Consider the following 14,185-nt stretch of genomic DNA (forward strand, 5'->3'; position numbering starts at 1 on the left):
TAACCTTTGACTTCTCTTGGCTTTCCGCAATTCCAGAGCCCGCCGGCAACGGCTCGGACCGAGTCTTTCCGCTCCACCTGACGCTGCGTCCGCATGTCCCGTTGAAAGGTGTTGGAAAGGAAATAAGGTTACGAAATTGAGGCCGTGGTGTGGCTGAATGGGGCGCTTGCGTTGGGGGGCGTCTCCGCGTTGGCTTTGGGCGCGCTCCGGATCGCGTCCGCCCAGCAAGGATGGATGAATGTCGATCTCGAGCCTTTCCGCCGCCCAGATTGGCGCCCTGTCGGTCACCGCGATCCAGGGATTGTCGACGACCGAAATCCAGTCGCTCAACGGCACTCAGATCGCCGCGATCAGCGCGACCGGCATTGGCGCGCTCGCCAGCACCCAGGTCGCCGCGCTTTCGACCACCCAGGTCAAGGCGCTCACCGCCACCCAGATCCCGAAGTTCGCGACGTCGGTCAGCTTTGACGTCACTCAGCTGACCCAGCTGTCGACCCAGCAGGTTTCCGCCCTGACCTCGACCCAACTGGCGTCGATGGACACCTCGCATATCTCGGCTCTGAGCTCGACCCAGCTGAGCGCCCTGTCGGCCACCAACCTCTCCGGTCTCGACGCCACGCAGATCGGGTCGCTGAGCACGACTCAGGTCCAGGGCATCACCGCGACCCAGGCCAAGGGCCTCACCACCACCGATATCGGTGAGCTGGCCAACACCCAGGTGGCCGCCCTGGCCGCCGCCAGCTTCGCCGCGCTCAGCGCCGCCAGCGTTTCGGCCTTGAGCAGCACGCAGGTCGCGTCGCTGAGCACGACCCAGGTCACGAACCTGAACGTGACCCAGCTGAAGGGTCTGACCACCACCGATATCGGCGAGCTGTCGGCCACGCAGGTCGGCGCCTTGTCTGCCGCGCAGCTGGGCGCGCTGTCGTCGTCGAACATCTCGGCGCTGAGCAAGACGCAGGTCGCCGCGCTCTCGACCACCCAGATCAAGGGTCTCACGCCGGATCAGCTGAAGGGCTTGACCACCACCGACATCGGTGAGCTGGCCAACACCCAGGTCGGCGCGCTCGCCACCTCGCAGATCAGCGCGCTGAACGCCACCCAGACCCAGCAGCTGGCCACGACCCAGCTGTCGGTCCTCAGCTCCACCCAGATCGCCGCCCTTGGCGCGACCAATTTCTCGGCGTTGAACGCCACGCAGGTCGGCGCGCTGAGCACGACCCAGATTCAAGGCCTGACGACCGCTCAGCTGGGCGCTCTGACCAGCACCGACATCGGCGAGCTGGCCGACACCCAGATCGCGACCCTGTCGTCCACCCAGATCGGCGCGCTGTCGCCGACCGCCTTCTCGGCCCTGAGCCAGACGCAGGTCTCGGCGCTGAACGCCACCCAGATCCGCGGTGTGACCTCGACCCAGCTGAAGGGTCTGTCGACGACGGATATCGGCGAGCTGGCCGACACCCAGGTCGCCGCCCTGAGCGCGAGCCAGGTGGCCGGCCTGACCGCCACCGGCGTCTCGGCCCTGAGCCGGACGCAGGTCGCGGCCCTGTCTTCGACCCAGGTCAAGGCGCTGACCGCCGACCAGCTGAAGGGTCTGACCACCACCGATATCGGCGAGCTGGCCGATACGCAGGTCGCCGCCCTGACCGCCGATCAGGTCAAGAACCTGTCGGCGACCAATGTTTCGGCCCTGAGCCGGACCCAAGTCGCGGCCCTCTCGAGCACGCAGGTCGGCGCCCTGACCTCGACCCAGCTGAAGGGCCTGACGACCACCGACATCGACGAGCTGTCGGCCACTCAGGTCGGCGCCCTGTCCGCCGCCCAGGTCGGCGCTCTGGCCTCGACCCAGGTGCAGGAATTCTCGACGACGCAGATCGGCGGGCTGTCCTCGACCCAGATCGGCGCGATCGCGACCGGCAACATCTCGCTGCTCAACGCCACCCAGGTCGGCGCTCTGACGACCACCCAGATCAAGGGTCTGACGACGGCCCAGTTGGGGGCGCTGACCACGACCAACATCGGCAACCTCGCCGATACCCAGGTGGCGGCTCTGAGCGCCTCGCAGCTGGCGGCCCTGTCGGCGACCAACGTCTCCGCCCTGAGCCAGACCCAGATCTCGGCCCTGAACGCCACCCAGATCAAGGGCCTGACCGCGACCCAGCTGAAGGGCCTGTCGACCACCGACGTCGGCGAGCTGGCCGATACCCAGGTCGCCGCCCTGACCGCCTCGCAGCTCGGCGCCCTGTCGGCGACCAATGTTTCGGCCTTGAGCCGCACCCAGGTCGCGGCGCTCAACGCCACCCAGATCAAGGGCTTGACCGCCGACCAGCTGAAGGGCCTGTCGACCACCGACATCGGAGAGCTGGCCGACACCCAGGTCGCCGCCCTGACGGCCGACCAGATCAAGAGCCTGTCGGCCACCAATATCTCCGCGCTGAGCGCCACCCAGACGGCCGCTTTGTCGACCACCCAGATCAAGGGTCTGACCGTCGACCAGCTCAAGGGTCTGTCGACCACCGACATCGGCGAATTGGCCGATACCCAGGTCGCCGCCTTGGCGACCTCGCAGATCGCGGCGCTGTCCGTGACCAACGTGCAGAAGCTATCGACCACCCAGATCAGCGCCCTGAGCTCCACCCAGCTTGGCGCTCTGTCGGGGACGGCGGTCTCGGCCCTGAACAGCACCCAGGTCGCCGCGCTGAACAGCACCCAGATCTCGGGGCTGACGACCCAGCAGTTGGGCGCGCTTTCGGCGGCTGACGTCGGCGAACTGGCCACCACCCAGGTCGCGGCCCTCAGCGCGACCCAGATCGGCGCGCTGTCGTCGACGGCCTTCTCGGCGCTGACCCAGACCCAGGTGGCGGCGCTGAACGCGACCCAGATCAAGGGGCTGACGGCCACCCAGCTGAAGGGGCTGACCACGACGGACGTCGGCGAACTGGCCGGCACCCAGGTGGCGGCGCTGGGCGCGACGCAGATCGGCGCCCTGGGCGCCACCAACTTCTCGGCGCTGAGCCAAACGCAGGTCGCCGCGCTGTCGACCACCCAGATCAAGGGCATTTCGGCTGACCAGCTCAAGGGTCTGACGACGACCGACGTCGGCGAGTTGGCCGACACCCAGGTCGCCGCGCTGACCGCCGACCAGCTGAAGAGTCTGTCGGCGACCAACGTCTCGGCCCTGAGCCAGACCCAGGTCGCGGCTCTGTCGACCACCCAGGTGCAGGCGCTGTCGACGACCCAGCTGAAGGGGCTGTCGACCACCGACATCGACGAACTCTCGGCCACCCAGATCGGCGCGCTCTCGGCGGCTCAGATCACCGCCCTGGCCTCGACCCAGGTGCAGGAGCTGTCGACCACCCAGATCGGCGGTCTGTCGGCCACCCAGATCGGCGCGATCGCCACCGGCAATATCTCGCTGCTGAACGCGACCCAGATCGGGGCGCTGTCGTCCACCCAGCTCAAGGGCCTGACCAGCGCTCAGCTCGGGGCGCTGACGACGACCAATATCAGCAAGCTCGCCGACACCCAGGTCGCGGCGCTGACGGGCACCCAGATCGGCGCGCTGTCGGCGACCAATGTCTCGGCCCTGAACCAGACGCAGGTCACGGCGCTCACCGACACCCAGATCAAGGCCCTGACATCCACTCAGCTGAAGGGCCTGTCGGCGGCCGACATCGGCGAGCTGTCCAAGACCCAGGTCGGCGGCCTGACGGCGAACCAGATCGGCGCCCTGACGGCCACGGCGGTCTCGGCGCTGACCCAGACCCAGGTCAGCGCGCTGAACACCACGCAGATCAAGGGCCTGACCGCCGACCAGCTGAAGGGTCTGACGACCACCGACATCGGCGAACTGGTCGACACTCAGATCGGCGCGCTGACGGCGGACCAGATCAAGAGCCTCTCGGCCACCAACGTCTCGGCCCTGGACGCGACCCAGACGGCGGCGCTGTCCTCGACCGTGATCAAGGGCCTGACCACGACCCAGATCGCGGGTCTGACGACGACGGATATCGGCGACCTGTCCAATACCCAGATCGCGGCCATGGCGGCGACGCAGGTCGCCGCGCTGAACGTCCAGAACCTGACCACCACGCAGATCTCGGGCCTCAGCTCGACGGTGATCGGCGCCATCGGCGCGACCAAGTTCTCGGCCTGGAACGCCACCCAGGTCGGCTCGCTGAGCACGACCCAGATCCAGGGCCTGACCGCCGACCAGCTCAAGGGGCTGACCACCACGGATATCGGCGAGCTGGCGAACACCCAGGTTGGGGCGCTGTCGCCGACCCAGATCGGCGCCCTGAGCGCGACCGGCGTCTCGGCCCTGAGCCAGACCCAGGTCGCGGCGCTGTCCTCGACCCAGATCCAGGGCCTGACCGCGACCCAGCTGAAGGGGTTGACGACCACCGACGTCGGCGAACTGGCCGCCACCCAGGTGGCCGCCCTGGCCTCGACTCAAGTCGGCGCGCTGTCGCCGACCGCCTTCTCGGCCCTGAGCCAGACCCAGGTCGCCGCGCTTTCGGCGACGCAAATCAAGGGCCTCACGGCGAGCCAGCTTCAGGGTCTGACGACCACCGACATCGGCGAGTTCTCGACGACCCAGGTCTCGGCCCTGACAGCCGACCAGTTGAAGAGCCTCTCGGCGACGAACATTTCGGCCCTGGTCAACACCCAGGTCGCCGCGCTCAACAGCACTCAAGTGCAGGCGCTGAGCACGACTCAGTTGAAGGGCTTGTCGGTCAGCGACATCGATGAACTGTCCGCGACCCAGGTCGGCGCGCTCTCGGCGGCCCAGATCACCGCTTTGGCTTCAACCCAAGTCCAGGAGCTGTCGACCACCCAGATCGGCGGTCTCTCGTCCACTCAGATTGCCGCTCTGACGACCGGTAATGTGACCGGGCTGAGCGCGACGCAGATCGGGGCCCTCTCCACGACCCAGGTCAAGGGTCTGACGACCTCGCAGCTGGGCGCCCTGACGACGACGAATGTCGGCAATTTCGCCAACACCCAGATCGCGGCGCTGGCCTCCACCCAGATCGGCGCCTTGTCGGCCACCGCGTTCTCGGCTCTGAACCAGACCCAGGTCGCGGCCTTGGCCGACACCCAGATCAAGGGGCTGACGACGACGCAGCTGAAGGGATTGACGACCACCGACGTTGGCGAGTTGTCGACGACCCAGGTCTCGGCCCTGACGGCCAGCCAGATCGGTTCGTTGACGCCGACGGCGTTCTCCGCGCTCGACACCACCCGGGTTGGCGCGCTGAGCGCGACCCAGATCAAGGGCCTGTCGGCCGATCAGCTCAAGGGGCTGACGACCACCGACATCGGTGAGTTCTCGACGACCCAGGTCGCGGCTTTGACGAACGACCAACTGAAGAGCCTGTCGGCGACCAACATCTCGGCGCTAAGCAGCACCCAGACCGCGGCTCTGTCCACGACCCAGATCGCTGGTCTGACGACGAGCCAATTGCAAGGGTTGACCACGACCGACATCGGCGAACTGGCGGCCACCCAGGTGGCGGCGCTCGCCGCGTCTCAGGTCTCGGCGCTGAGCCAGGCCAATGTGCAGCAGCTGTCGACCACCCAGATCACCGCACTGAGCTCGACCCAGCTCGGCGCGCTCTCGGCCACGAACTTCTCGGCTCTGAACGCGACCCAGGTCGGCGTGCTCACCACCACACAGGTGCAAGGCCTCACGACCCAGCAACTGGGCGGCTTGACGACCACGGATGTCGGCGAACTGGCGAACACCCAGGTCGGCGCGCTGAGCTCGACCCAGATCGGCGCCCTGTCGCCGACGGCTTTCTCGGCCCTGAACCGGACCCAGGTCGCGGCGCTAAGCTCGACCCAAATCAAGGGGCTGACGGCGACCCAGCTTAGGGGGCTGACCACCACTGATGTCGGCGAATTGGCCGACACCCAGGTAGCGGCGCTGGCTTCGACCCAGTTGGGCGCGCTGTCGCCGACCGCCTTCTCCGCGCTGAGCCAGACGCAGGTCGCGGCGCTGTCGGCGACCCAGGTCAAGGGCATCGCCAGCACCCAGCTGCAAAGCCTGACCACGACCGATATCGGCGAGTTCTCGACCACGCAGATCGCGGCCCTGACCGCCGATCAGCTGAAGAGCCTGTCGGCGACCAATATCTCGGCCCTGGCCAACACCCAGGTCGCGGCGCTGAGCAACACCCAGGTGCAGGCGCTGAGCGCGACGCAGTTGAAGGGCCTGTCGGTCACCGACATCGACGAGTTCTCGGCGACGCAGATCGGGGCCCTCGCGGCCGCCCAGATCGGCGCCCTGGCCTCGACCCAGGTGCAGGAACTGTCGACCACGCAGATCGGCGGCCTCTCGGCCACGCAGATCGGCGCGATCGCCACCGGCAACATCACCCAGCTGAACGCGACCCAGATCGGCGCGCTGAACTCGACCCAGATCAAGGGCCTGACCACGGCCCAGATCGGCGCCCTGACGACGGCCAACATCGGCAACCTCGCGAACACCCAAGTCGGGGCGCTGACCTCCACCCAACTGGGGGCGCTGACGCCGACGGGCTTCTCGAACCTCAACACCACCCAGATGGCGGCGCTGAGCTCGACCCAGCTGAAGGGCCTGACGACCACCCAGCTGAAGGGGCTGACGACCACGGATGTCGGCGAACTGGCCGACACCCAGGTCGCGGCGCTTTCGGCGGCCCAGATCGGCGCGCTGGCGCCGTCCAGCTTCTCGGCGCTGAGCCGCACCCAGGTCGCGGCGCTGAACGCAACTCAAATCCAGGGGCTGACCGGCGATCAACTGAAGGGCCTGACGACCACGGATATCGGCGAATTCGCCGACACCCAGGTCGCCGCCCTGACCACCAGCCAGCTGACGGCGCTCTCGGCGACGAACGTCTCGGCCCTGACCGCCACGCAGACGGCGGCCCTGTCGACCACCCAGGTCAAGAGCCTGACGACCGATCAGCTGAAGGGTCTGACGACGACGGATATCGGCGAGCTGGGCAACACCCAGATCGGCGCGCTGACCACCTCGCAGATCTCGACCCTGGCCTCCACCCAGGCTCAACAGCTGTCGACGACGCAGCTGAACGCTCTCAGCTCGACCCAGATCGGCGCCCTGACGGCCACGGCCTATACGGCGCTGAACAACACCCAGGTCGGCTCGCTCAGCACGACCCAGGTGAAGGGTCTGGCGACGACGCAGCTGGCCAATCTGACGACGACCAATGTCGGGCAGCTGGCCAATACCCAGGTCGCGGCGCTGAGCATCCTGCAACTGGCGGCCATCTCCTCCAGCGGCATCTCGGCGCTGAACGCCACCCAGACAGCGGCGCTGTCGACCACGCAGGTGATGGGCCTGACGACGACGCAGCTGAAGGGCCTGACCAGCGCCGATGTGGCCGACCTGGCCAATACGCAGCTCGGGGCCTTGGCCTCGACCCAGCTGGGCGCGCTGTCGACGACGGTGATCAACAGCTTCACCACGACCCAGATCGGCCAGCTGCAAGCCACGCAGCTGTCTGGCTTGACGACCACCCAGCTGGACTATCTCTCGACCACCAATATCGAGCAGATGAGCAAGACCCAGGCGGCCGCCCTGACGCAGACCCAGGTGCAAAGCCTGAGCGACGCCCAGGTCGCCTCCTACCTGAAGGTCATCTGACCCTGATGATCGCCGTCCGCGCCTCGCCGCGCGGACGGCGGCGCCCTTTCGACCGTTGGTCGGGATCGTCGGCTCATGCCATGATCGCGAGGGGCTGACTCGCACCCCATCACGTGTTTTCCGCTCATCGGTTTCGGGAAGACTATGGCCGACGTCGACACGCTGAACCTCCTCAGTACACTGACCGCCGACGGCGCCTCGCTCGGCGACGCGATCTTGATCGCCGTTCGTTTGGGAGATCTCGGACAGCCCGCCCTGGCCGACCAGGCCTATAAGATCTGGATCCGCTTCAATCCAGAGCATCCGCAGCTCTGCGTAGCGCACTTCAACCGGGCCGTTCTGCAGTCGGCGCTGGGCGACAACACCGGCGCGGCGGCCTCATTGGAAGCGGCCATCGCCCAGAACGCCGATTTCCTGCCCGCCTACATCAATCTGGGCGGCTTGCAGGAGCGGGCGGGCCTGCAGGAGATGGCGATCGCCACCTGGGAGGCCGGAGCCAATCGTCCAGGCGTGATGAGCGGGGTCTCGGTCGGCTATGCCTTCACCTGCCTGAAGCAGATCGCCCGGGTGCTGGGCGACATGCATCAGACGGCTCGCGCCGAGCTTGCGCTGCAACGCGCCGCCGACCTCGATCCGCGTCAGATGGACGTCATCGGCCAGCTGGTCGCCAACCGCTTGGCGCAGTGCAAATGGCCGGCGCTAGCGCCCAACGATCGCGTCGATCGCAAGACGCTGCTGCTGGGCGTCAATCCGCTGTCCGTCGCGGCCTATTCCGACGATCCGTTGCTGCAACTGGGCGCGGCCAACGCCTTCATCGAGCGCGAAGCCAAGGTCACGCCCGACCAGGTCCGTCAGGATCGTCGCGACGCGCCGATCGACCTGACGGGTCGTCGTCCGCGCATCGGCTATATCTCTTCGGACCTTCGCGACCACGCCGTCGGCTACCTGATGGCCGAGCTGTTCGAGGTGCACGACCGCGAGAAGATCGAGGTCTTCGCCTACTACTGCGGGCCCGAGTCCAGCGACGGCCTGAACACCCGCATCCGGGCCGCGGTCGAGCACTTCATCGACATTCGTCCGATGTCGGATGATGAAGCGGTCCAGCGCATCGTCGATGACGGCATCGACATCCTGGTCGACGTCAACGGCCACACGCGCGACGCCCGCACTGCCGTCTTCGCCCGCCGTCCCGCGCCGATCCTGGTCAACTGGCTGGGCTATCCCGGCACCATGGGCAGCGATTATCATCACTACATCATCGCCGATCCCTGGATCATTCCGCCGGAGATGGAGCTCTACTACTCCGAGGCCGTGCGGCGCATTCCCTGCTATCAGCCCAACGACCGCCGCCGGAAGGTCGACGAGACCGTTCCGACCCGCGCCGAGGCGGGCCTGCCCGAGGACGGCTTCGTGTTCTGCTGCTTCAACGGCACGCAGAAGATCACCCCCCACGTCTTCGATCGCTGGATGGAGATCCTCAAGCGCACGCCCGGCAGCGTGTTGTGGCTTCTCGACAGCAATCCCGAGACCAACGCGCGCCTGCGCGACGCGGCCGAGGCGCGGGGCGTCGACCGCACGCGGCTGGTGTTCGCCCAGAAGCTCCAGAACGCCTATCACCTGGCGCGCTACGCGCTGGCGGACCTCTTCCTTGACACTACGCCCTACGGCGCCCACACGACGGCGTCCGACGCGCTGTGGATGGCCGTGCCGGTGCTGACCTGGTCGGGGCGGTGCTTCGCCTCGCGGGTCTGCGGCAGCCTGGTGCGCAGCGCGGGCCTGCCCGAACTGGTGGTGGACAGCGCGCGGGCCTATGTCGAAAAGGCCGTCGAGATCGGCGCCGATCGCCAGCGCGCCAAGGCCCTGCGGGCGACGCTGCAAGCCAACCGCGACAGCTGCGTGCTGTTCGACATGGACCTGTTGGCCGACAAGCTGGAAGACCTGTATGGCGAAATGATCGCCGAGCATCAGGCCGGCGCTCGACCGCGGCCCAACCTGGCCAATCTGGCGACCTATCTGGACATTGGCGTCAGCCTGGACCGGGACGACCGCGAGAGTCAGGCCGAGCCCGACCTGCACGGCCTGTACCGCCGCGAGCTGGAGCTGCGGCAGCGGATCAAGGCCATGCCCGCCGACGGCCGCCTCTGGGAAGGCGGCGACCGGTGAACCGCCCGCGGCTGGAGGCCTTGAGGTTCGACGGCTACGCTCCGCGCACGCTGCTGGATGTCGGGGCGCACCTGGGCAGCTTCACGCGCAACTTCCTGCAGGTCTTCCCGGACTGCCTGCCGACCCTGGTGGAGCCAAACCCGTTCTGCGAGGAGGCCTTGGCCCGCACGCCCTACGAGCGGCACATGGTCGCCGCCTCCGACGAGAACGGCGAGGCCGAGCTTCACCTGACCAAGGAATGGCTCCAGTCCACCGGCGCGTCGATCTATCGCGAGACCACCGAGTACTTCCGCGACGAAGTTTTGATCCGCAAGACCGTGCCGAAGGCCCGGCTGGACGACCTGTTCGCCGGTCGCCGCTTCGACTTCGTCAAGATCGACACCCAAGGCGCCGAACTGGACGTCTTGCGCGGCGGAGCGACCGTGCTGCGCCAAGCCGACTACATCCTGCTGGAGATCTCGGTCGTCAATTTCAACGAGGGCGGCGCGCCCGCCGAGCTTGTGTTCCAGCAGATGGACGCGCTCGGCTTCGCGCCCGTCGACGTCACCGACTTCCACCGGCTGCTGGACGTCCAGGAAGGCGGCCTTCTGCAGATGGACGTGCTGTTCAAGCGTCGCGCCGCGCGGCCGAAGCAGTCCGGACGTCTGACGTCGCTGCACGATCTGTCGGGGCTGATCGGCCATCTCTATGAACGCCGGGCCCGCGATCCGGAGTTTCGCATCCTGCTGATCGGCGGCGGTCCGCCGGGATGGCCCGAGGATCTGCGCGACGCCGTCCTGGGCGGGCCCGGCGCCGACTTCCCCGGCGACCTTTCGGATCCGGACGCCTATCGCGCGATCCTGGACCATGTCGCGCGGGAGGGGCGCTTCGACTATGTCGTCGTCCCGCACGTGGCGCAGCTGCTGGCGCGGCCCTTGACCCTATTGCGACGCCTGCCGCTGCTGGCCGAGGCCGGCTGGCTGACGGCGCCCTCGCGCTTCCTGGAATTGATGAAGATCGAAGGGCCGCATCGCGGCTACGCCCATCACGGCTGGATTCTGGACCACCATGGCGACACCCTTGTCCTGGCTCCCAAGACGCCGCTGATCGAGCACCTGACCTATCCGGGCGAGGCGGAATGGCGGCAGCGTCCCGATCGCTTGGAGCTGCAGGTCGGCTGGCGCGGCGCCCTGCGGTTCGAGGTCCTGGGCGGGGAGGGCGGCCTGCCGCCTCGCGACGAGGCCCTGTCGCTCTTGGGAGGCTTCCTGGAGGGCGTGACCGCCGACGCGGCGGCGGAGGCCGAGACGGCCGAGGCTTCGCCGATCGCCGCCGAGCTGGCTCAGACGGTCGCCGCCGCCCGCGACCCGGATCCGGGTCTGCACGCGCTGGGCCGGTTGAAATTCTACCACGACGCCGTCAGCCTGATCCTGTGCGAGCCTCTGTCGCCCGATCGGCTGGCGCTGTTCGAGGCTCTGCTGGCCGAAGCCGAGGCTCTGGAGGTCGAGCCGCCGGCGCCCGAATGGGAAGGCTGGGTGATCCATTACCGCATCGTGCTGGAGGCCCTGACCGCCGCGGGCCTTGCCGCCCCGACCCCGCCGCCGCCCGCCGAAGCGCCTGCGGTCTTCCTGACCGGCGATGGCCAGACCCTGGACGCCGAGGGTCTGAAGGCTCACGCCGACGCCCTGGACGCGCGGGTGGTGTTCTTCGCCGCCGCCGACGCCCGCTATGTCGAGCTTTATGCCCGTTGGCTGGCGCTGTCGGTGCTCAAGTTCAGCGACACGCCGTTCCTGGTGGTGATCCATGTGATCGGCGGCGCCGACCGGCTGGCCGAGGCCGCCGCGACGGTGCGGATCGCGGATCCGCGCATCGTCTTCACCGGCGACGACTTCGACGCCTCGGCCGTGACCACGCGGTGCTACGAGGCGCCGCCAAAGGGCCTGATGGACATTCCGGTCGCCCACTACCAGTCGGTGCGGTTCCAGCGTCTGGGCGGCCTGCTCGACCTGTTGCGGCGACCGGTGTTCGTGTCCGACATCGACCTCTTGCTCCAACGGGGCGTCGCCGACCTTCTGGAGCGCTGGGCCGACGCCGATCTCGTTTTGAACGAGAACGAGGCCAACACCCAGGCCGGCTCGCGCATCACCGCCAACCTGTTGTTGGCCCGGCCGACCCCGGCGACGGCGACCTTCCTGAACTGGCTGCGCGCCTATCTGGACGAACGTCTGTCGCGCGAGACCGTGACGCGCTGGATCGATCAGGTCGCTCTGAACCTGGCGCGTCATCACGTGGCGCTGCGCGCGCCGGACGTGAAGATCGGTCTGTTCGACACGAACAGCGACATCAACAATGTGATGTTCAGCCAGTACGTGCCGGGGCACCCGTTCCGGTTCCTGTCACTGTACCATGGGTTCGATACGTCGACCCTGGAGGAGTAGGGGCTAGAATTTCGCCCGCGCCCTCATCACCACGGCGCCTTGCACCTCGGCCCAAAGCGCCGCGCCGCCGTCGATCCAGCGTCCGCGCGCCAAGACGGTCTCGCCGACATAGGTCGGTTTCAGCGCCCGGAAGGAGAACCGCCGGACGGGCCGCGCGGGCATCGCCTCCAGCAACAGCAGGGCGATGAGCGGGCCGTGGACCACCAGGTCGGGATAGCCCTCGACCTCGGTGGCGTAGGCGCGGTCGTAGTGGATACGATGGGTGTTCGAGGTCGCGGCCGAGAAGGCGAACAGTAGCACGGGGTCGGTCGCGGTCTCGCGGCTCCACTCGGCGGTCGGCGGCTCGCTTTCGTCCGGAGTCCGAGGCGCCGGCGGGGCGTCGGTAAAGACGATCGTCTGGCGTTCGCTGAGGCGGACGGCTCCGGACTGGCTCAGCGCGCGGTCCACGGTGACGAAGGTCAGGGGGCCGCTGGCGCCGGCCTTTTCCTCGACGCTGGCGATCGTCTCGACCAGTTCGGTCTCCTGACCCGCGCGCAGCGGGCCGGAAAAGGTGATCTCGCCCGACGCGAACATCCGGCGCGTCGCGGCGATAGGCGGGATGAAGAGACCGCGTCTGGGATGGCCGTCGGGGCCCAGATCGGCCTGGCGCGTGGGCTCGGCCAGACACGCCCAATGCCAGGCGGGCGGAACCTCCAGCGGAACGCGGGGACGGTCCAGCACCGCGCCCAGGCGCGCCAAGTCTCCGGCGGCTAGCACCGCCGTTCGCCGCCGTTGGCGACCCACCCCGTCCATCAGTAGGACCGAGGCAGGCCGAGCACGTGCTCGGCGACATAGGCCAGGATCAGGTTCGTCGAGATCGGCGCCACCTGATAGAGGCGCGTCTCGCGAAACTTGCGCTCGACGTCGTACTCCTCGGCGAAGCCGAATCCGCCATGGGTCTGCAGGCACATGTCGGCGGCGGCCCACGAGGCTTCCGAGGCCAGCATCTTGCCGATATTGGCTTGCTCGCCGCAGGGCTGGCCGGCGTCATAGCGCGCGGCGGCGTCATAGATCGTCAGGCGCGCGGCGTGGGTCTGGGCGTAGGCGCGGGCGATCGGGAATTGAACGCCCTGGTTCTGGCCGATCGGGCGGCCGAACACGACGCGGCCGTTGGCGTAGTCTCGCGCCTTGCCGATCAGCCAGGCCGCGTCGCCCAGGCACTCGGCGCCGATCAGGATCCGTTCGGCGTTCATGCCGTCGAGGATGTAGCGGAACCCCTTGCCCTCCTCGCCGATCAGGCTGTCGGCCGGGATCACGAGGTTGTCGAAGAACACCTCGGTGGTGGCGTGGTTGAGCATAGTGGCGATCGGCTTGATCGTGAGGCCCTTGCCCCTGGCCTCGCGCATGTCGACCAGGAACACCGAGAGGCCGTCGGCCTTGCGCGCGACCTGGTCCTTGGGCGTGGTGCGGGCCAGAAGGACCATCAGGTCCGAGTGCTCGGCGCGGCTGGTCCAGACCTTCTGGCCATTGATGACATAGGCGTCGCCCTCGCGTCGGGCGAAGGTCGAGATCGAGGTGGTGTCGGTGCCGGCCGTCGGCTCGGTGACGCCGAAAGCCTGAAGGCGGATCGAGCCATCGGCGATCTTCGGCAGCCAGGTTTCCTTCTGCGCCGTCGAACCGTGCCGCAGCACCGTGCCCATGGTGTACATCTGGGCGTGCAGGGCCGCGGCGTTGCCGCCGCTGGCGTGGACCTCCTCGAGGATCGCCGCCGCCGCCGTCAGGCCCAGGCCGCCGCCCCCATAGGCCTCGGGGATCAGGACGCCGAGCAGACCGGCGCGGGTCATGGCGGCCACGAAGTCCGACGGATAGGCCTTTTCGCGATCCAGGCCGCGCCAATAGGCCGGCGGGAAGTCGCGACACAGCGCCCGCACGGTCTGGCGCAGGGCTTCGATCAGTTCGGGGTCGGCGGCGATGGACATGC

5 protein-coding genes are annotated in these 14,185 nt (G+C 68.0%); 3 read left to right on the forward strand and 2 right to left on the reverse strand.

The window, feature by feature from the left end:
- The first annotated feature begins 238 nt into the window (after positions 1 to 238).
- The 3 genes from OR37_RS10835 to OR37_RS10845 all read left to right on the forward strand — a co-directional run bounded on the left by OR37_RS10835 (position 239) and on the right by OR37_RS10845 (position 12,225).
- Positions 239 to 7,648 (forward strand): beta strand repeat-containing protein, encoded by a 7,410-nt coding sequence (locus tag OR37_RS10835; protein WP_004619541.1) that lies wholly within the window; start codon positions 239 to 241, stop codon positions 7,646 to 7,648.
- Between the two features lie 144 nt (positions 7,649 to 7,792).
- Positions 7,793 to 9,811, forward strand: coding sequence for an O-linked N-acetylglucosamine transferase, SPINDLY family protein (locus tag OR37_RS10840; protein ID WP_004619544.1), 2,019 nt, complete (start codon positions 7,793 to 7,795; stop codon positions 9,809 to 9,811).
- Positions 9,790 to 12,225: an FkbM family methyltransferase gene (locus OR37_RS10845; protein WP_035017252.1), complete on the forward strand. Its 2,436-nt coding sequence runs from the start codon at positions 9,790 to 9,792 to the stop codon at positions 12,223 to 12,225. The genes OR37_RS10840 and OR37_RS10845 overlap by 22 nt, the downstream gene beginning before the upstream one ends.
- Positions 12,226 to 12,228: 3 nt before the next feature.
- On the opposite strand, the gene OR37_RS10850 is transcribed toward OR37_RS10845, so the two are convergent.
- A complete protein-coding gene (locus tag OR37_RS10850) occupies positions 12,229 to 12,981 on the reverse strand; it encodes an FAS1-like dehydratase domain-containing protein (protein WP_235046569.1) in 753 nt (250 codons plus the stop codon).
- Between the two features lie 35 nt (positions 12,982 to 13,016).
- A complete protein-coding gene (locus OR37_RS10855; protein WP_004619550.1) occupies positions 13,017 to 14,183 on the reverse strand; it encodes an acyl-CoA dehydrogenase family protein in 1,167 nt (388 codons plus the stop codon).
- Positions 14,184 to 14,185 lie beyond the last annotated feature (2 nt).

Origin of the sequence: Caulobacter vibrioides OR37 (assembly GCF_000372645.1) — a bacterium.
In the GTDB taxonomy this organism is placed as follows: domain Bacteria; phylum Pseudomonadota; class Alphaproteobacteria; order Caulobacterales; family Caulobacteraceae; genus Caulobacter; species Caulobacter vibrioides_E.

Coding starts and splice junctions, on each gene's coding strand:
- OR37_RS10835 (WP_004619541.1), top strand. CDS start 239: ATGTCGATCTCGAGCCTTTCCGCCGCCCAGATTGGCGCCCTGTCGGTC.
- OR37_RS10855 (WP_004619550.1), bottom strand. CDS start 14,183: ATGTCCATCGCCGCCGACCCCGAACTGATCGAAGCCCTGCGCCAGACC.
- OR37_RS10840 (WP_004619544.1), top strand. CDS start 7,793: ATGGCCGACGTCGACACGCTGAACCTCCTCAGTACACTGACCGCCGAC.